The 21136-nt window shown below is 47.1% G+C and carries 13 protein-coding genes; 7 read left to right on the top strand and 6 right to left on the bottom strand.

Annotated features, from left to right (window positions below; translation table 11 throughout):
- Positions 1–52: 52 nt before the first annotated feature.
- From HB364_RS31210 to dprA, 3 genes are all read right to left on the bottom strand, one after another.
- Complete coding sequence (locus tag HB364_RS31210) at positions 53–1219, bottom strand: Lnb N-terminal periplasmic domain-containing protein (RefSeq protein WP_167292376.1); 1167 nt, start codon at positions 1217–1219, stop codon at positions 53–55.
- 142 nt (positions 1220–1361) lie between these two features.
- Positions 1362–2858 (bottom strand): IMP dehydrogenase, encoded by a 1497-nt coding sequence (gene guaB / locus HB364_RS31205; protein WP_167292375.1) that lies wholly within the window; start codon positions 2856–2858, stop codon positions 1362–1364.
- A 145-nt stretch (positions 2859–3003) separates the two neighbouring features.
- The gene (gene dprA / locus HB364_RS31200) at positions 3004–4104 is read right to left on the bottom strand and encodes a DNA-processing protein DprA (RefSeq protein WP_167292374.1); all 1101 of its coding nucleotides are present in this window, start codon (positions 4102–4104) and stop codon (positions 3004–3006) included.
- A 78-nt stretch (positions 4105–4182) separates the two neighbouring features.
- Here dprA and HB364_RS31195 point away from each other — a divergent pair, with 78 nt between their 5' ends.
- The gene (locus HB364_RS31195; RefSeq protein WP_167292373.1) at positions 4183–4497 is read left to right on the top strand and encodes a HigA family addiction module antitoxin; all 315 of its coding nucleotides are present in this window, start codon (positions 4183–4185) and stop codon (positions 4495–4497) included.
- A gap of 50 nt (positions 4498–4547) precedes the next feature.
- Here HB364_RS31195 and HB364_RS31190 read toward each other — a convergent pair whose 3' ends face one another.
- From HB364_RS31190 to folD, 3 genes are all read right to left on the bottom strand, one after another.
- Positions 4548–6464, bottom strand: coding sequence for an OmpA family protein (locus HB364_RS31190; protein ID WP_167292372.1), 1917 nt, complete (start codon positions 6462–6464; stop codon positions 4548–4550).
- Positions 6465–6587: 123 nt separating this feature from the next.
- Positions 6588–7211 (bottom strand): 7-carboxy-7-deazaguanine synthase QueE, encoded by a 624-nt coding sequence (locus HB364_RS31185; protein WP_246228672.1) that lies wholly within the window; start codon positions 7209–7211, stop codon positions 6588–6590.
- A 16-nt stretch (positions 7212–7227) separates the two neighbouring features.
- A complete protein-coding gene (gene folD / locus HB364_RS31180) occupies positions 7228–8103 on the bottom strand; it encodes a bifunctional methylenetetrahydrofolate dehydrogenase/methenyltetrahydrofolate cyclohydrolase FolD (protein ID WP_167292371.1) in 876 nt (291 codons plus the stop codon).
- Between the two features lie 71 nt (positions 8104–8174).
- Between folD and HB364_RS31175 the strand changes: the two genes are divergently transcribed.
- The 6 genes from HB364_RS31175 to HB364_RS31150 all read left to right on the top strand — a co-directional run bounded on the left by HB364_RS31175 (position 8175) and on the right by HB364_RS31150 (position 20761).
- On the top strand, positions 8175–9023 hold the full coding sequence (locus HB364_RS31175) for a hypothetical protein (RefSeq protein ID WP_167292370.1): 849 nt from the start codon (positions 8175–8177) through the stop codon (positions 9021–9023).
- Positions 9020–11083, top strand: coding sequence for a ComEA family DNA-binding protein (locus tag HB364_RS31170; protein WP_167292369.1), 2064 nt, complete (start codon positions 9020–9022; stop codon positions 11081–11083). Before HB364_RS31175 ends, HB364_RS31170 begins: the two co-directional genes overlap by 4 nt.
- Before the next feature lie 371 nt (positions 11084–11454).
- A complete protein-coding gene (locus tag HB364_RS31165; RefSeq protein ID WP_167292368.1) occupies positions 11455–11988 on the top strand; it encodes a hypothetical protein in 534 nt (177 codons plus the stop codon).
- Between the two features lie 159 nt (positions 11989–12147).
- On the top strand, positions 12148–15900 hold the full coding sequence (locus HB364_RS31160) for a DUF5977 domain-containing protein (RefSeq protein WP_167292367.1): 3753 nt from the start codon (positions 12148–12150) through the stop codon (positions 15898–15900).
- A 33-nt stretch (positions 15901–15933) separates the two neighbouring features.
- On the top strand, positions 15934–20274 hold the full coding sequence (locus HB364_RS31155; protein ID WP_208420163.1) for a DUF6443 domain-containing protein: 4341 nt from the start codon (positions 15934–15936) through the stop codon (positions 20272–20274).
- Complete coding sequence (locus HB364_RS31150; RefSeq protein WP_167292366.1) at positions 20267–20761, top strand: hypothetical protein; 495 nt, start codon at positions 20267–20269, stop codon at positions 20759–20761. Before HB364_RS31155 ends, HB364_RS31150 begins: the two co-directional genes overlap by 8 nt.
- Positions 20762–21136: the final 375 nt, after the last annotated feature.

The raw sequence follows: 21136 nt of genomic DNA, 5'->3' as shown, positions 1-21136 counted from the left end.
GTTTGTTGATGTGCAGAAGTGGCACCTTTGCCTGCGTCGAAAACGAAAGGTATTACTTCTTTTTACTATGCGCATAAGCCCGGACAAAGATCAGACCAAGGATAGGGGCGATGGCTGGATTTAATGCCTGGGGCAACACGAACCAGCAGGCGCCTGATAGTACAGTCAATATACAAACTACCCTGAAATAAGTTTTAACCCATTTCTTTTGCCGGGCCATTACAAATACGACAGGCAGATGTGTAGGCAATGCCCACAACAGGTTTAAATTATTACGGCACACCGTATCTATCCTGATCAGCCAAAGGGTAATCAGCAACACACCCAATAAACCCAGCAGCAAAAAAAAGGAAATATCAAATACCCGTAAAAAGGTTACCGACCAATTGGCCTTCTGAAATGATAAGATCGTAATAAAGATAAACAGGCCCATAAACAGTACAAAAGGGGTAAACCAGGCGCTGGTTGCTGCAGGCTGGGCAGGAACAGTAAGGATCGTTTGTGTGGTTCCAACCAGGGATTTATGACCTGTGCTTGCACTGTCGAATCCTTTCATCAGGTAATCGGGCAGGAACATCGCTTCCAGGTTACTTACTTTCTTATCCAGGTTGCCGCCCAGCAAAATATCAATGCCAAATTTACTCCAGGGTTGATGGCCCTTATCCAGGTAACTATGGATCAGGTCGCGGAAGCTGGGCACTTCGGCCGGTAAAATGTTTTTGAATACAACAGGGCTGTCGGTATGCTTCATCACCATATCCCGCGCGCGGGTGGTGCAGTTGTCCTGGTGAAAATAATAGTAATAGTGCCGGTTCTGTTCCTGCGCATTCTCCCGAAGGGCATTGAATATCCTGTTTTTTTCAGCACAGGATAACTGTAATACCTGTTCAATAACTCCCCGCTGCTCGCTTTGGTATTCATACACAAAATCACTGAATGGATAAGCAGACAGCGAATACAGCATTAAGCCTTGTGTAAAGTCTTTATAAAACTGTATGGGATCAGCCATATCAAACGTACCATAATTAAATACGATATCCATGCCGGTAGCTGCATCCGTAACCCGCAGGGCGGTATGACCAAAAGTGGAATACAATTCTTCGCCTGGACTGCAGGTGAGCAGGCTGATGCGCAGGTTACAGGAATCTGACTGGGAAAATGCGTTGCGCGGGATCAAAAAAGGGAGAAGGAGTAACAGTACTATCCGGGCTCGTTGCATGGGCCGTAATTTCTCCGAAAGATAGGAAAACAAGTGGCAAGGTACAAGTTACTAAAAAGAGAAGCTATGAGCTGTGAGCAACGAGCTACGAGTGCTGCCGCGAACCGGGCTCGCAGCCCGCAACTCATAGCTCGCTGCTTTTTTATCTGCTATAATTCGGTGCTTCCCGCGTAATTTCAATATCGTGTGCATGGCTCTCTTTCATACCTGCATTGGTAATGCGTACAAACTGGGCCTGCTGTAATGCTTTGATGTCTTTGGCGCCGCAATACCCCATACCGGAGCGGAGGCCACCTACATATTGGTAAACGATCTCACTTAAATGTCCTTTAAAAGCCACCCGGCCTTCAATACCTTCCGGAACAAACTTCTTCACATCATCTTCCACATCCTGGAAGTAGCGGTCGCCGCTGCCCTGGCTCATCGCACCAATGGAGCCCATACCACGGTATTGCTTAAACTTCCTGCCTTCATAAATGATTGTTTCGCCGGGGCTTTCTTCTGTACCGGCAAATACGCTGCCCATCATCACCAGGTTGGCGCCGGCAGCTAAGGCCTTCACCATATCGCCGGTATAACGGATACCTCCATCTGCAATGAGGGGGATGCCTTTCTTATGCAGTACAGACGCCGCTTCCATGATCGCAGTGATCTGGGGAACGCCGGCGCCGGCTACGATGCGGGTAGTACAGATCGAGCCAGGCCCGATACCTACTTTTACAGCATCTGCACCTGCTTCGGCCAATGCTTTGGCGCCTGCGGCGGTGCCTATATTTCCGGCTATTACTTGTAACTTTTTGAAATTCTTTTTCACCGCTTTCAGCGCTTCCATTACTCCTTTGCTATGACCATGTGCACTATCGAGACATACAATATCCACACCTATCTGTTGTAATGCAGAGGCCCTGTCAAGCAGGTCGCGGGTAATGCCCAGGGCGGCGCCGGTGAGCAGGCGGCCATAAGCGTCTTTTACCGCATTGGGAAAACTTTGCAACTGGAGGATATCGCGGTAGGTGATCAGGCCAATCAGGGTGCCGTCTTTCCTGATCACTGGTAACTTCTCGATCTTATACTGGCGCAATATGTGTCCTGCCTTCTTCATATCTGTGCCTTCAGGGGCTGTGATCAGCTCTTTCGTCATCACTTCACTCACCTTGCGGGCATGGGCTGTTTCAAAGCGCAGGTCGCGGTTGGTGAGGATACCTACCAGCTTTTGGCTATTGTTTACAATGGGAATACCACCGATCTTATTCTCTTTCATCAGGCGGAGGGCGTCACCGATCGTGGCGTCCTCATGTAAAGTAATGGGGTCCAGGATCAGTCCGCTTTCACTGCGTTTTACCTTGCGCACCTGCTCGGCCTGCTTTTCAATACTCATATTCTTGTGCAGGATACCCAGTCCGCCTTCACGGGCCAGGGCAATAGCCAGGTTGGCTTCTGTTACAGTATCCATAGCAGAAGAAAGCATGGGAAGATTCAGTGTAATGTCTTTGGTAAGTTTTGTACGGATGTCTACTTCGCGGGGTAAGACTTGCGAATAAGCAGGAACCAGTAAAACGTCATCAAACGTTAAACCATCACCAAAAAACTTACTTGAAACGGGAGATTTTGTCCGGGGAGCGGTATTTCTTATTGCCATGTGCAAAGGTAGGGTAACAGGTGAATACGTTCCAAAATATTTTTTTCAGACAAGCCTGAATCCCTTGCTGGTATTGCGTTTGGGCTGGTTTTGGTGGGGAAGTTAGTAAAATGTTAACAGGTAGAAGGCCCAATCACTTGAATTATCACAATAGCTTATATAGCTTCCCCGGCAGACTTTGTATCACGCCCTGTAATTCCATATTTAAAATAGCGGCTGCTACCATGCTGCTGCTAAGTCCGCTGTGCATATTGAGCTCATCAATATGCACAGCTTCTTTTTGGCGTAAAATATGTGCCAGTGTTTCTTCCTGCGGACTTAATTCAACAAACAACTGCTGTTGTTTCCTGGCTCGCTGTCGGGCATCGGCCCATCCCATCATATCAATCAGCTCCTGTGTATCCGTCAGCAACATCGCTTTATTAGTCCTGACGAGGTAATTGCAGCCGGCGCTTTTGGAATCGGTGACCTTACCGGGAAAAGCAAACACATCTTTGTTATAACTGTTGGCCAGTTCGGCTGTGATCATGCTGCCTCCTTTAATGTCTGTTTCAATCACAACAGTAGCATCACTCATTCCGGCCACAATACGGTTGCGTGCCGGGAAATTGTGTTTATCCGGCTTCGTATCACTTCTGAATTCAGTGAGTAATCCGCCGCCCTGTTTGATCATCTCTTTGGCCAGTTGGGTATGCTGGGAAGGATACACTATATCCAGTCCATGAGCCAGTACGCCTATGGTAGGCAGGTGGTGCTTAAGTGCTGCTTTATGCGCCAGTGCATCAATACCAAAGGCAAGACCGCTTATTACCAGCACGTCTGTATCCTGCAGTTCCTTCACCAGTTTTTCTGTAATAGATTTGCCATATTCGGTATGGCTGCGCGTGCCAACAATGGCTACAATACGGGAAGCATTGAGATTGGCCTCGCCGCGGTAAAAGAGCAGGGCAGGAGCATCATAACAATGCAGCAGGCGTTGGGGATAGTCTGCATCCGTGAGGAAGAGGGGACGGATCTTATACTTCTCCATAAAATCAATCTCCTTTTCAACGCTGTCAAAATCGGTAAACTTACGAATGGCGGCTGCCCGTACGGCGCCTATGCCTTCTATCTTTTCCAGTTGGGAAATACTGGCTTTAAAAATAGCAGCGGCAGTTTCAAAATATGCCGTCAGTATTTTGGCATGTACCGGGCCGATCTGCGGCACCTGTGTCAGGGCAAGCTGGTAAACAAGATCGTTTTTCATAGCATGAACTCAGCTATGAATATATGTAAAAATATACTAATTTAGTAAAAGATATAGAAACAACTACTTGTTAGATTTATGCCAATGTTTGACCCCGCCCATCCGGGCGAATTGATACGCGAAACGATTGAAGGTCTTCGCGAAGAAACAGGTAAAAACTTCACAATTGAAGAGGTAGCCAAAGGTCTCGACACGACAAGGAAAACTTTGTCTGCCATTATCAATGGTAAGCAGAGCATTACACCGGAAATGGCTTTAAAGCTGGGCAAAGCTTTCAATACAACGCCGCAATTTTGGTTACATGCGCAGGAAAACTATGATCTGGCACAAGCAAGAAAAAAAGTGGATATGAGAGCGGTGAAAGTGTTTTGGAAACACCGTCATGCAGTTTGATTGCTGCACCCTACAAACGCCCCATTCAATCCTTCCAATCCTGGTTCAGATTAATGACTAATCACCTTCATCTCTGTGCGCCTGTTCTGCGCGCGGCCTTCTTCGGTAGCATTATCGGCTACGGGCACAGTTTCGCCAAAGCCTTTGAATGACAGGCGTTGCTGATCAATGCCTTTGCTCACCAGGTATTTCACCACAGCCTGTGCGCGATTGTTAGACAGTACGAGGTTATCTTCCGGCTTGCCTACATTATCGGTATGACCGCTGATCTGTATGCGCAGTGTAGGATTGTCGCGCAACAAAACAAACAGTTTATCCAGTTCAGTGGTAGATTCCGGCTTCAGGCTAAATTGCCTGGTGTCGAAGAAAATATTCTTCAGCACAATAGAAGCATTGGCTTCCAGTGGCTGTAATGGGATATCTATATGGTATGTGGAGTCGGGCGCTTTCTGGCTCAGGGAGAAATTATCAGAGAAGAACAGGTATCCTTTACGGTTCACATTAAAGGCATAATCTTTTCCCACTGGTAAAGTAACCAGGTAATTACCTGTTTCATCTGTTTGCACCTTGCTCATCACCTCCTGGGTGGCGAGGTCGGTCAATTCAATAGCAGAAGGCAATCCTTTGGTCGTTTTCTTGTCAAATACCTTTCCTTTCACCCAAAGCGTTCTGGCCGGACGTATATCATTCCTTAACTCAAATGTATAAATATCCAGTCCGCCCCTGCTGTCGCTGCGGTCGCTGGCGTAATAAGCCGTTTTACCGTCTGCCGCTACGATCAGGCTGCCTTCATTTTCGATCGTATTAATGGGGTAGCCCAGGTTCATCGCCTTGCCCCAGGTGTCTTTAGAGCCTTTCTTAATCACAAACAGGTCATCGCCGCCATAGCCCAGGTGACCATTGGAGGTGAAATACAAAGTCTGGTTATCGGCATGCATAAAAGGGCAGCTTTCATCTCCGGCCGTATTTACTTCGGGGCCGAGGTTCTCTGCTTCACTCCATTGTCCGTTGGGTAAATAATGGCTTACATAAATATCACTGCCGCCATAGCCGTCATTGCGTTTGCTGGCAAAATACAGGTCGCGCTTATCGGGCGATAAAGAGGGGGCCGATTCCCAGGCATCACTATTCACCCGCTTGCCCAGGTTCACGGGGGCGCTCCATCCGTCGTTAGTGAGGTAAGAAATATACAAGTCGCAGCTACCATAGCCATCAGGGAAATTACAGCCGGTGAAAATCAGCCATTGCCCGTCCTGGGAGATTGTTTGGGCGCCTTCATTGGCATCGGTATTAATATCGCCGGAAAGGGGCGTGGCTTTAGACCACCTGCCATTCACACGGGTAGTGCCAAAAAAATCTTCATTATAATGTTTTACCCGGCGGGTGATGATCAGTTCATTGCCATCAATCGTAAGGGTAGGGTAGTATTCCGAAAAAACAGAATTCACACTGTCGCCCATATTCTGGGGTTCAAACTTATAATCCAGCAACGGCTTTTGTTTGGCGTATTCAATGGCAAACTGGTAGCTTTTCCGGCGGAATTCCCCGGCTTTGACGCTCTGTTCATGCAGGTTGGGAATGGTCAGGAACTCGTTCACTGCTTCAAGGGCTTTGGCGAATTCGCCTTTGCCGGCTAAGTTGATAGAAAAGGGAAGGTTGAAATCTTTGAAATAAGCGGCATCAATCGCTTTGGCCTTTTCATAATTTTCAATGGAGCCCTGGTAATCTTTTAGTTCGCCGTACATGCCGGCAATGGAGAGATAGGCATCGAGGAAACGAGGCTCTATTTTTACAGCCTCCTTCAAGGTATTGATACCACCTTTAAAATCGTCTTCCTGGGCTTGCCTGATGCCCCTTTCATAAAGCTCCACTGCTTTCCGCTTCATTTTGGAGGGATCATATTGAGCTATGACCAATACAGGAAGAATAAGAAATGACAATATGGTACAGAAGCGTTTAATGCCCATGCTAACATTTTTGTGGTTCAGACGGCCTTTTATCCTTAGACGATATTTTCTTCCCTGAAGATAGGGCCCAATTGTTAAAAACGTAAGTAACAACAGATTATTTCAATTTCCGGGCCGGATCTGTCAGGGTACGTTGATGTACTTATGGATCTGGAGGGAGAACTCCCATTGAGGATTTTCTTTAATATATTCAATGATCAGGGGGGTCATCTCCTTCGATTTGTCCCATTCCGGCTGCAGGTACAATTTACAGGAGGGAGATACCTGGGCGGCATACTTTTCGGCCCAGGCGAAGTCGCTCTTATTGAAAATCACCACCTTCAGTTCATTGGCCAGGGGGAGGACCTCCGGCAGGGGGAACTTGAACTTTTTGGGCGATAGGCAGATCCAGTCCCATTCCCCGCTCAGGGGGGAGGAGCCGGAGGTTTCAATATTTGTCTGGAAACCAGCTTCATGGAGCGCTGCGGTGAGGGCATCCAGGTTATGCATCAGGGGTTCTCCGCCGGTGACCACGGCCATCCGGCCGGGCCAGGCAGCAGCGGCGGATACCATTTCATCAATACTTTGGAGGGGGTGTTTGGCGGCGTCCCAGCTTTCTTTCACATCACACCATACGCAGCCTACATCACATCCGCCCAGCCGGATAAAATAGGCGGCCTTGCCCTGGTAATACCCTTCTCCCTGAATGGTATAAAAGGCTTCCATCACGGGCAAACTGATCACAGCCGGTACTGCACTTACTTCCATGGGGGCAAAATTACGCCTAATTCTTCGCCAGGCAAGCCGCATAGGTATTCTTCATCAGGGCGGCAATGGTCATAGGACCTACACCGCCCGGCACGGGGGTGATATAACTGCATTTAGGAGATACGTTGGTAAAGTCCACGTCGCCTTTAATGGAATAGCCACGTTTCTTGGAGGCGTCAGCCACGCGGGTAATGCCTACATCAATTACCACCGCTCCTTCCTTCACCATGTCGGCAGTCAGGAACTCGGGTTTGCCCAGGGCAGCTACGATAATATCGGCCTGCAGGCAAAGCTCCTTCAGGTTTTTAGTTTGCGAATGACAAAGGGTAACGGTACAGTTACCGGGATTGGTATTGGCGCTCAGCAAAATGCTCATGGGGCGGCCTACAATATTGCTGCGGCCTATTACTACGGCATGTTTGCCTTTTGTTTCGACCTTATAATGCTCCAGGATCAGCATAATGCCATGCGGGGTAGCCGCCACAAAAGTGGGCAGACCCTGTACCAGCCGGCCTACGCTGATAGGATGAAAACCATCTACATCCTTGGAAGGATCAATAGTATTGATCACCTCTTCATCGGAAATATGTTTGGGCAGGGGGAGCTGTACCAGGATACCATCAATATCAGGATCATTATTCAGCGCCTCAATTTCCTTCAGTAATTTATACTCGCTGATGTTCTCATCCAGGCGTATCAGGGTGGATTTGAAGCCTATCTCTTCACAAGTCCTTACTTTGGAACCTACATACGTTTCGCTGGCGCCATTATTGCCCACCAGCACGGCCGCCAGGTGGGGTATCTTCTTGCCTTCGGTCCTTAACTGACCTACCTTTATCTTCAATTCATCCTTTGTAGCCTGTGATACAAGCTGCCCATCTAAAATTTGCATGGCGCAAAGGTAACATTGCTAATCTGTTTCCTAAATTTTTACGTTAGTTTTTCCAGTCCAAAACCAATTGCTTGAAAAACTATTGCTTGCCCGGCAACCTGAAAGCATGGTTGCTATCCTGTTACTGCTTGGCCGTATGGCCGGCCGCCGCACAATCACTTCGTTATCCCCAGGCTGCCCCTTACATAGGGCAGGGGGCTTACAGTTACCATTTTGTGGATGTTTTTTCGGCCACGGCCAATCAGGCCGCACTGGCCCGCCTGCCGCAGGCAGGCGGAGGTGTGTACGTCGAAAGAAGGTTCCTGCTGGAACAGTTGACCAGTTACAGCGCCGTCGTGGCAATGCCCACCAGTCTGGGCGGGTGGGGCTTCGCAGCCCATTACCAGGGATCGGGCGAATACAATGAATCGCAGGTCGGTCTAGCCTATGGAAAAAAGCTGGGGCAGGTAGACCTGGGCATCCAGTTCAACTATGCCATGATCCGGGCGGCAGGTTATGGAAGCGATGGAGCGGTAACGGTGGAAATAGGTACTCTCTGGCATATTACCGATCAGGTGCATATCGGTATGCACCTGTTTAACCCTTCCGGCGGAAAGTTTGGCAAGCAGGGACAGGAAAAAATGGCCTGGGTTTACAAAGCAGGAGGAGGCTATGAAATTTCTGAAAAGCTGCTGCTCAGTGCCGATATGATAAAAGCGGAAGAGAAGCCGGTGAATGTGCAGGTAGGCATGCAGTATGTGCCCGACAAAAGATTCTTTATCCGGGCCGGTATGGCTACGGCCACTACTTCGCCTTTTCTGGGAGCGGGCTGGGCCTGGAAAAACATACGGACCGATATTACAGCCAGCTATCACCCCCAACTGGGCATTACGCCCGGTCTCCTGCTCATTTTCAACGCTAAAAAGAAAGACCAGCAATGAAAGCAGCCATCATTATAAGCTTACTGCTGGCGGGCTATACAGCCGGTGCGCAGGAAAAAGAACCCTTACCCACACAGGAACAGCAACTGGAAAATCAGGCTGAAGTAACGGAAGCAGAAACAGAGGATGATACCAATTGGCAGCAGGTGGAATATTTCCGCCGCCATCCGCTGGACCTCAATAAAGCCAATGCTGCCGACCTGGAAGCACTGCCTATGTTAAATGCTTTGCAGGTGGCCAGCTTCCTGCGCCATCGTCATCTCTTTGGCAGGTTGGTGAGCCTGCATGAACTGCAAGCCATTCCGGGATGGGATGTGCATACCATCCGGCAACTGCTACCGCTGGTAGTATTGGATGCAGCAGCAAGCCCTGTTGCGCCAGCAGGTCACCGCTTTCGTGATGGCGAACATTCCCTGCTGGTAAGACTATCACAGGTATTGGAAAGAGCAAAAGGCTTTCAACCGCCGGCTGCGGCAGATAAGGCCCATTACCAGGGAAGCCCGCAACGTATCTTTTCCCGGTACCGGTATAACTATCATAACGGGTTACAATATGGCATCACGGCCGATAAAGATGCGGGCGAATCGTTTTTCAATGGATCACAGCCAGCAGGATTTGATCACTATTCCTTCCATTGCTTTGCCCGTAAACTGGGCAAAGTAAAAGCATTGGCGCTCGGAGATTTCACGGTCAACATGGGGCAGGGGCTCATTCACTGGCAAAGCCTTGCCTTTAAGAAAAGCGCTGCTGTATTACAGGTAAAGCGCCAGGGACCGGTACTGAAGCCCTACAATGCAGCAGGTGAATATTATTTTCACCGGGGTGCGGGCATTACGCTGCAACATAAGAACTGGGAAGCCACTTTATTTGGTTCCTTTCGTAAGCTGGATGCCAACCTGAAAAATGATAGCGTTACTTCCATACTCACTACCGGTTACCACCGCACCGGGGCGGAGTTGAATGACCGTCATAATCTAAGCCGTATCGCAGCGGGTGGTACTATTAAATACAGCCGTCTACAGGGGCATATTGGCATCAATACCGTGTACTATCATTTCTCCCGGCCGTTGCAATCATCTCCTGAGCCTTATGATATTTTTGCGGTGGAAGGCCGGCGCTGGAGCAATCATAGCATTGATTACAGTTTCACCCATCGCAACATGCATCTGTATGGTGAGGTGGCGATTGACCAAAATTTACACAAGGCCTTCCTGGGTGGTCTGCTCATGAGCCTGGACCCTAAGGCCGACATTGGCCTCGTGTACCGGCGCCTGGATAAAGCATACCAGGCTTTGCAGGGGAATGCTTTTACTGAAAATTATTTACCAGGTAATGAAGAGGGTTTATATGCAGGGCTTACCCTGCGGCCTGCGCCTGCCTGGCAACTGGATGCCTATGCCGATTGTTTCCGCTTTCCCTGGTTAAAATACCGGGTTAATGCGCCGGGTAACGGAGGCGATTACCTAATACAACTAATGTATAAACCCAATAAAGTGGTAGAGTGGCTATGCCGCTACCGGCATGAACATAAACGGGCTAACGGAGCAGATGCTGATATACCTTTAAAACCGGTGGTCAATGCGGTGCGGCAAAACTGGCGTACGCAGGTCATATTTCAAACATCGCGTACCATAATGTTGAAAAGCAGGGTAGAGCTGGCCTGGTACCAGGGAGGTGAGCAGGCTCGTACAGAGAAAGGTTTTTCTGCATTCACAGAAATCGCCTACGCACCGGAGCGGTCTTTCGCTGCCAATATGCGCCTGCATTTCTTTGAAACGGACGGCTATAATGCCCGGATCTATGCTTATGAACAGGATGTGCAATACTATTTCTCTATTCCTATATTCCAGGATAAAGGGCTACGGTATTATATCAACCTCCGCCAAAACATCTCCCGGATGCTCCGGCGCAAAAGAAACAGTAAAATAGATTGTCTGCTGTGGTTCCGCTGGTCGCAGTTCTTATTTCCGTCCGAAACGACTACTGGCAGCGGGTTGGATGAGCTGAATAGCAAAAGTAAATCGGAGTTTAGGGTACAGTTAATGTTTATAACCCGGTAATAAATAAAAATCAACTGTCAGGCTGTCCAAAGGGCACATTTATGGAGTGAAACTTCATATTTAATAGTTTGTTCTTTGCCGGTTGAAAATTTATTCTTTACTTCAGGGAGAGGAACAGCAACAGAGCATCCGCCAACACCAAACCTGACAGTCCATGAGAATACTTATCCTATTCATCCCCCTTTGCCTGCCCGCAAATGCCAAAAACAGGCAGAGTATCTTTCACAGATCAGTTCATCAACTTTCTTCCCCGGTTTAACGAACACCACCTTCAGACGCTGGACCACCTGCCCAAAGGGCTCACCGAAAACGGCTGGGATTGGAACAGAAACCTTTATGTATAAATGATAATAACCTTAAACCACCGCAATATGAAACTAACTATCCTTTCTTTTTTTCTGTTGATAACGATGATTGGCTTCGCACAGAAATCAGTGTATGACTACAAAGCTGGTGCTGTGGCGGGGGGCGAGATCGACTTCAATAAACTCCGGGGCAAGTTGATCGTGGTGGTCAATATAGCCTCCGGCAGCGAACGGCATACACAACTGCTTCAACTGGATACACTGTGCCGCACTTATGCTGCAAGCGGGCTCGTGGTCGTTGCTTTTCCCACCAATGATTTTAATAAAGAACCGAAGAATAATGAGGAGATCAGGACATGGGTGTCCGGCCTACATCCGGATCTGCTGGTGGCGAATAAAACATCAGTAAAAGGAGAAACAATAGCAGGTTTTTACAAGTGGTGTACCCGGAAATCAGAAAACGGCAGGATGGATATGCAGGTGAATGGAGATTATCAAAAATTCATCATCAGCAAAGAAGGAAAAATGATCGGAGCCTTTTCAGGAACAGTGAGCCCTTTGTCAGAGCCCTTTATAAAAGCAATTACTGCAAATCTTTAGGCTGAACCGTGTCGAAAGCAACATTTTTAAATATAGACCAATATAAACCCAAGCTTTATGAGTAAAGCCTTATGGTTGCTGATTTTGGCAACTTCAGTACCTGTCGCTGCATTTTGCCAGACCCCTGATCAAACCCTGGAAGTGGCTAAAATGCAGTTTATGGCAAAAGAGGTAATACCTCCTTCGCCCGAAGCTGCTGCGTTAGGTCAATATGGAAACGTACCGGTAGGGTTATTTACCGGCACGCCAACCATCAGTATTCCCCTGTACGAATTAAAGGGCAATTCAATCTCACTTCCAATTAGCATAAGTTATAACGCATCGGGATTTAAGCCCGAAGATGAAGCCACCTGGTGTGGCAGCAGTTGGTCACTCAATGCGGGTGGCGTAATAACAAGAGCTGTAAGAGGTAATCCCGATAATTCCAGTAATTACTTTGGGGTGGCTAATGTATTAAACCCTCCATCAAGCTCGGATTTTTTTGGGCAGGATACCTATTTGAAAAATATCCAGGATGGTATTATTGAAACCCAGCCTGATATTTATTACTACAATTTTGCAGGCCATTCGGGTAAGTTCCTGGTGAAACCTGATAATACCGTTTTTAAAAAAGAAAAGGACTTAAAAGCTATCACTTTTGGCAGCGGTTTTACCATTGTGGATGAACAGGGAATTACCTACGTTTTTGACGTGGATGAAACAAGCATAATGACGCCCAGTGATGATTTCGGGCAATCTTCCACCATTAGCTATACCTATCCCTCTGCCTGGTACCTGCGCTCGATGATCTCCGCTGCGGGCGATGAGGTCATCGAGTTTGAATACCATACCAACCTGTCAGGATCCATACAAAATGGGAACCGGTTAAATAATAGATCAGTGTCATATACGTATGGGGTAAAAGCGCCCAATACTTATTGCGCCTCTCCTGTGGATCAAAGCCCCATTTATACGCTTCCTCCTCCTGAAGTGCTGATACACCGGAAGTTTTTAAAGAAGATCATTTATAAAAGATCAAATATCGCTATAGCCTATGTAGATATTCTTTCCGCTACCGGGCAAAGGCAGGATACGGAAGATACTTACGCCAGAAGATTGAACCAGGTAAAAGTGTACAGCACCAACAATACAACAGACAAACTAATAAAGCAATACGATTTTACATACGGTTATTTTTTCAACAATGTTAATGTTATCAATAAAAGACGCCTGCGGTTAGAAAGTTTGCAGGAAATTTCGGTAGATGGTGTTACACCATCTCCGCCCGCTTATACGTTCACTTACGATGCCACACCAATACCAGAGCGTTTTACAGCTTCCCTCGACCATTGGGGATTCTATAATGCCGCCGGCAACACCAGCCTGGTACCCTATGTATATTTTCCCGGAGTATTAGTTGATTTCATGTATTTCCAGGCGAGAAATATTGGAGAGGGTGCAAACAGGGAAGCTGATTTTTCCGGTTCTGCTACCACCATATTAAATAAAATGACTTATCCCACAGGGGGATATACAACATTTGAATACGAACTCAACGAGGCAAAATTTGACGATGGCCTTTATCACCCGGTTGGTGGGGTAAGGGTTAAAAAAATTACCGACTACTCTTTTAACGGCGTAGCGGCCAGGGCAAAAACATATACCTATCTTTCTGATGACGGTACCGGGAGCGGCAGGTCGGGAATATTCCCTTTTTATCAAACCACTTCCAGTTACCACCATTATTTTATACCATTTCAGAGCGCGCCTTGTGAAATCAGACGGGAAAACGAGGAATATTTTCTATATACCATTACCGTTTCTGCTAACTCGATATTTAGTTTAGGATCATTCCAGGGAAGTCATCTTGGATATACCCAGGTGACTGAATCACAAACAGACCTTGTAAACAATCAAACACTTGGTAAAACGGTTTATAACTATAGTTTCAACGGCGCTTTTGCCAATGACGAAAATATAGAGAATGGCGACCTGGTGCGCCAGCGCGTTTATCGTAATGATGGGAAATTATTACAGGAAATTTCCAACACCTATAATACAACCACAGGCGATGTTTTGAACAGCGTGATGGCTAAACCACTGCAGGAACAGACCAATAAGGCATATTATTGCAGAACCTCTACAAATTGGTATTATCCATACGGGGACTGGGAAGCTCCACCAGCAGGTTGTGTGGAATTCAGAACTATGCCCACTGTACGTTATCCCGAAACCTCTTCTTTCTTCCAGCAAAATAAAAGGATGACGCAGACGATAATAAAAGTCTATGACGAGATAAGAAATGAATACCTGGTCACTACAAAAGATCTTTTCTATGACAACCCCTTGCACAATTACGCAACAAGAATTGAAGAAACAACTTCCAATGGATCTAAGCTAAAAACCGATATTAAATACGTGGTAGACTACGCTGCTGCACCAACTGCAACCACAGGTTCTATTGCTTATAATATTGACTTGATGCGACAAAAGAATATTGTTGGCCTGCCGGTAGAAAAGCTGCAATACCGCCAGGACGCCGGTGGCGGCAATACAAGATATATTAGCGGACAAATTACCGATTACATTGTGGGCAAGTCTTCAAAAATATACTTCCTGGAGGCGCAACCTCTTGTAGCCAGTGTAACACCGTCATCGATCAGCTCCAATGTATTCAATTACGACAGTCATTACAGGCTTGCAGCCACCATGAAATATGATGCAAATGAAAATTTAATAGAGCAATCCAAAACAGATGATATGCCCAAAGCATATATATGGGACTATAATAACATGTATCCGGTTGCTGAAGCAACGGGTGCCCACGACAACGAGATTGGGTATACAAGTTTTGAAACGACAGGTAAAGGAGGATTTACCTTTACCGGAAACCCGGTGGCAGATGTGAGTTCACCCACAGGCCGGCAATGTTATAACCTTGCCGGTAATTCAATTTCCGCAACAGTTGATCTGACAAAAACATATATTCTTTCTTACTGGCGTAAGAACGCCTCCGGCAGTTTTTCCGTTTCGGGTAGTACAGGCGGAAAGCAGGGCCTTACTAAAAACGGCTGGACCTATTTTGAGCATATAGTGACGGGAGCAACGACCCTGAACGTAAGTGGCAGTGGCTATATAGACGAGTTAAGGCTTTATCCAACATTGACGTTAATGGCGACCCGGACCTATGATCCGCTTATAGGTGTATTAACTGAATGTGATGTGAATAATAATATAGCTTATTACACCTACGACGGGCTGTCGAGACTTTCGAATATAAAAGACGGCGATGGAAATATGGTGAAAAGTTTCAAATACAACTACGGCCTTGGTACTGTACCCACCCAATCTGCCCAATCACTGTTTTACAATGCGGTGGCACAGGGCACCTTTACCAAAGTAGGCTGCTCTCCCGGCAGCTATGGCGAACAGGTGACCTATGTAGTACCTTATGGGAAATATGCGGCACTTAGCCCGACAGAAGCCAATAACATGGCCGCCGCCGATATCACAGCTAATGGACAGAACTACGCCAACAATACAGGACGGTGTTATTGGCTAAGCGCAGCGATAAACCAGCCGATGGTCAAGACCGACTGCCCGCCGGAGCAAGGGCCGGGTATCCCATGGACGTACACTGTATACGGAGGTAAGTATAAATCATTCATTAGTCAGGCAGATGCAAATGCACAGGCTACCGCAGAAATTAATGCGTTGCCGCCTGACTATGCCAATACCTATGGCCAATGCTCCTGTGCAGATGAGGGAAGGAGATATATCAATGGCACTTGTGAATACGGAACATCAATAACAATTGGCGGTACTTATGAGAATGGTCAGTGGTTGTGTACCTATTACTATACTTTCAGCGATGGCTATAATTCGGGCTTCTATTATAGATATCAGTCAGAACCTTGTCCGATAGCACCATGATCTGATATTCATTAACCATGTACATCTTATACTATGAGATATATTTTAATTGTTATCCTGCCTTGCCTGTTGGGTATGGAAGTAAGTCATGGCCAGGTAAGTACCGACCGGAACTATGTCCATAAGAGCGATATCAAAAAGCCGGGTATCACTAACCAGGCAATGGTGGATGCGCTAACCTCTCCGGCCGACCGGCTGCAGCAGGTCAGTTATTTCGACGGACTGGGCCGGCCCATACAGTCCGTGACTATCAAAGGAAGTCAGGGTACAAAAGATATAGTAGTACCGGTGGAGTATGATAACTACGGGCGGGAAATAAAAAAGTTCTTGCCCTACGCAGATGATGGAACCGCCTATGGGAGCTTGCGTACGGCGGCAGCCACCAGCCAGGCTTACTATTACAACGCGGCCAATACCGCTTCGGATGCGCCAAAAGACATCCATCCATATAACCAAAACCTCCTCGAGTTCTCTCCGTTTAGCCGGCCACGGGAGACGGGCGTAGCCGGTGCTACCTGGCAACCCGGCACCAGCCATGCCGTAAAAGCAATGTACCTGTTAAACACAGAGGTAGACAGTGTGCGGATATGGAATGTGACGGTCAGCAGTACTCCAGGTAACTTCAGCAGTTACGCCAGCCCGGGCGCCTACGCGGCCGGCACCTTGCACAAAACGGTAACGGTAGATGAACATGGTAAACAGGTCATCGAGTTCAAGGACAAAGAAGGCAAGCTGATCCTTAAAAAAGTACAACTTACTGCTGCTGCAGACAACGGTTCCGGTAGTGGCTACACCGGCTGGCTCTGCACTTATTATGTATACGATGACCAGAACAACCTGCGCTGCGTGATACAGCCAAGAGGAATAGAACTGATCATGGGGAATTGGGTGCTTACCAATAGTACGATACCGGCCGAGCAATGTTTCCGCTATGAATACGATGCCCGCCAACGCATGATCATGAAAAAAGTACCGGGCGCGGGAGAGGTGTATATGGTTTACGACCGCTGGGACCGGCTCATACTCACCCAGGATGCCAACCAGCGGCCGCAGAACCTCTGGATCTTTACCAAGTATGATGCACTGAACCGGCCCATCATGACCGGTTTTCATCATGACCCCACCAATACCAGCCTTTCCGCCATCATCACCCACGTAATAAACAATGAAAGCTGGCTTACCCGTTATGAAACGGTGGACCAGTCAAAACCCAGTGGTTATACCACTACCCAAACCTATCCTTATGGTACAGCGCCCAATGTGCTGACCACTACCTGGTATGATAACTACGACTGGGTAGCAGCCCGTGGCTACCAGGTCAGCGCTTCCCGGATCACCGCCTACGACAGCTACTTACTGCCCGTCAACGGCTCATTCCCTTATGCCGAAGCCGTAGCGCAATCCACCCAGGCCAATGGCCTGGTCACGGGTACATTTATACGGATTCTGGGCACACCTTACTCCATCAATACCGTCAATATCTATGACGCTAAAGGCAAACTTATTCAAACCCAAAGCAACAACATAAGTGGAGCAGGAGCCGATGTGGTGACTACGCAGTACAACTTTGTGGGCCAGCCATTGGTCGTGATCAATAAAAGCACTTTTACTAACCATATCAACGTTGTGGTCACCAAATTCGACTATGACGACCTGGGCCACCTGCTTACTACGAAAAAAACAGTCAACAGCACCATCAATGGTCAGGCGGTCAACAAACCGGAGCAGGTCATAGCGAGCCATGAATATGACGCGCTCGGGCAACTGAAAAAGAAGACCCTCTCCCCCGCCGGTGGCCCGGGCGGAGGCCCTCTTGAAACCCTTACCTACGATTATAACATTCGTGGCTGGATACTAGGCGCCAACCGCAAGTACCTGCTCGATCAAGGTACAGGTGGATATACTGACAACTACTTTGGCTTTGAACTGGGCTATGATAAAACAACTACCACTCCCGGCTCTACCAGTTTTAACAATGCCCAATACAATGGCAACATCACGGGCACCATCTGGAAAAGCAAAGGCGATGCGGTGAGGCGTAAATATGATTTTGAATACGATGTGGCTAATCGCTTTGGTAAAGCTATTTTCACGCAAAACACCGAAGCTACCGGCGGCGCCTTTAATGCCAGTGAGGCCAACTTCAGTGTGCATGGCTTTGATGCAGACAATAACTACCTGATGAAATATGATGCTAATGGCAACATACTCAGCATGGTCCGGCATGGCATTACACCCGGAAGCACCGATATAACTATAGATGCCCTGCGTTATAAATACAAGCAAGGAGGCAACAGTAACCAACTGGAGCAGGTATGGGACGACCTGAATGTCCCCGGCACCAAACTGGGAGATTTTCATTACACAACTACCAAAACAGCTACTACGGTAGACTATGTGTATGATAACAATGGTAACCTTATAACTGACAACAACAAAAACATTACCAGCATCACCTACAACCACCTGAACCTGCCCACACAGATACAAGTCAGTGGCAAAGGTAGCATTGTCTACACCTATGATGCTGCCGGCACTAAACTAAGCAAAGCCGTCAATGAAACCGGCAAGCCGGCCAAATATACTTATTACCATGCCGGCGCTGTGTATGAGAACGACACCTTGCAGTTCATCGGCCATGAAGAAGGCAGGCTGCGTTATGTAAAAAGATACTTTACCAATGGCGACAGTGCTTATCAATTCCAGTACGACTACTTCCTCAAAGACCACCTGGGTAATGTGCGCATGGTGCTTACCGAGCAAACCGATACCACACAATACCTCGCTTCGATGGAAACTGCCTATCGTACCAAAGAAGAACAGCTCTTTTACAACATAGCCCAAACAGTGGTCGCCAAAACCTCTATCGCCGGCTATCCTATAGATCCCAACCCGGTGACCAATCCGAACGACCTGGTGGCCAAAGTAAACGGCAGTGGCAATAAAGTAGGCCCGGCCATTGTGCTTAAGGTGATGAGCGGTGATAAGGTAGAGGTGGCCGTCAAGTCCTTCTACAAGAGCGGTGGCACGGCGGGAGTCAACAATGACCCCGTTACCGATATCATTACTTCACTGGCCGGCGGTATTGTTGGCGTAGCCGGCGAAAGCAAGGGAGCATTGTCGGCCTTGAACGGTGGCAGCAGCCCGCTGGTGGGTGCCTTGAACAGCTTCCGCAGTAGTAACAATCCCAATCAGCCTGTCAAACCCAAGGCCTACCTCAACTGGATACTGCTGGACGAGCAGTTGAAATATGTGGCCACTGGTAGTGGCGCCATACCAGTACAGGCAGCCGATGCGATCCATGCCCTTGCGCCCGGTACGGTCACCATCCCTAAAAACGGATTTTTGTACATTTACGTCAGCAACGAAACCCAGAATTGGGATGTATTCTTTGACAACCTGAGTATTCAGCATTATACTGGTCCCATCACCGAAGAAACTCATTATTATCCATTCGGGCTTACCATGGCAGGCATCAGTTCAAAAGCAGTGGGGAAGCTGGATAATAAGTATGAATATAACGGCAAGGAAAAACAGGAAAAAGAGTTTAGTGATGGCAGTGGGTTGGAGTGGATTGATTACGGTCATAGGATGTATGATGCTCAGTTAGGAAGATTTTTTACGCAGGACAGATTCAGCTTTAAGTATCATGCACTATCACCCTATCAATATGCAGCCAATGACCCCATCAGGATGATAGATCTCAAAGGAGATTCAGTAGACTTAAGTGATTTTTCGAAATGGTCCACTGCTTTAACAGATATAGTGGGGGATCTTCATAAATTGACCGGCCTTACTTTTTCTCTGAATAATAAAGGGAAGCTTGTGTATGAGAAAACAAAAGGTTTTCTTGGTCTTTTCAAAAAGGCGAAAGTCGATAAATCTTTTAAAAGTAGTGCTACAGCCAGGAAATTTATGAAAGATGCGGTTGATGATGAAAAGACAGTTAAGGTATTTGATGTACCAGGTTCAGGAAATAGAACAGATGCAAAAACCAGAACGAAAATTGAATTTGATGAGATTGCTGTGGGTGTCTGGGAGAGAGGCGCTTCACCTGGATTAAATCCTGAGACAGTTGGGGCTGGTATGACGCTCATTCATGAACTGCGGCATACAGTAATAGGAGGTATGCATGATGATCCTTCTGAGCCGCTCAGCTTTGATTTGGGTTCAAATGAAGAACTGGTTAATCAAATAAGGAAAGAAATGGGGCCCGATTGGGGACAACGGACTGCTTATGGGCCTGTATTGGGTTTAAGTGAGGATAAAAAAAGTATGATGTTATACGTGCCTTTTGATCAGGCCGCAAAAGAAAGCCTGCAGCAAATTAAAGTCCCAACAACAAAATTTATAAGATATAAGATAGATGATTAAATCGCTTGCATTGCTGTTAATAACCCTATTGCTGGTGGTAAAGGGGATCGGGCAGGAGCCTGAAATGAAGTATCAACAGGTTATTGGCTACTTAAAGAATAACCTGGGTGACACTTCCTTTAATGTGAGCCCGATCATCCGGCCGCTGGGGGTAGGCCTTTTTCAGGAAGGAATGGACTGCGATTCCAGTCTTCGGTCTATAGTAGATTCGTTCTTTACAGACAAGAACCACAGGCGTCAATTGTATTTTCAGCCATATAAAGTTGAAAGCATAGTAAAATATGCTGAAAATGCAGGTATTAAAGAAAGATATGTCACTTTTTCCAGGCCAGTAAGTAATTTTTTAGTTGCAGAAATGAGAAGAGGGAACATGAATTGGACCGGCTTAAATACCCCTTATTTTGGTGAGGCTTTGGTTTACCTGTTCCTGTTCAGTAGTGAAAATAAAATACTAAAAGTGTATACAAGTAAAGCTATTTACAATTAAGTGACGTGGTAGGGGGATAAATGGCCTGCTTACGTCATTACATACTCACTCCAGGGATACGCCCTAATCGTTTCATTGTATCGTCGCCGGTACTCGCATTCCCGCTCACGCCAGTCAAGCAAGTGGCGAGACAGCTTTGATATTTTACCAGGTCATTGGCTTCGCCGGAAGCCTCTTCTAAACGTGTTTGTCTCCCCCTGGACACCTTCGACCAACTCTCCGAAGGAGTCCTTTGGACAGGGTGAAGGCTTAATTTCATGGTGTTGTTTTATAGGATAATCTGTATATAACCCGTATATAACCAGTATATAAGCCGTAGATAAGCTGTCTTTATGTAAATACGGCTTATCTATAAATTATATTTATTTTATTTAT

This window comes from Paraflavitalea devenefica (assembly GCF_011759375.1).
GTDB classification, from domain to species: Bacteria; Bacteroidota; Bacteroidia; order Chitinophagales; family Chitinophagaceae; genus Paraflavitalea; species Paraflavitalea devenefica.
The sequence above is the reverse complement of the archived record's forward strand: the minus strand, read 5'-3'. Positions and strand labels throughout refer to the sequence as shown.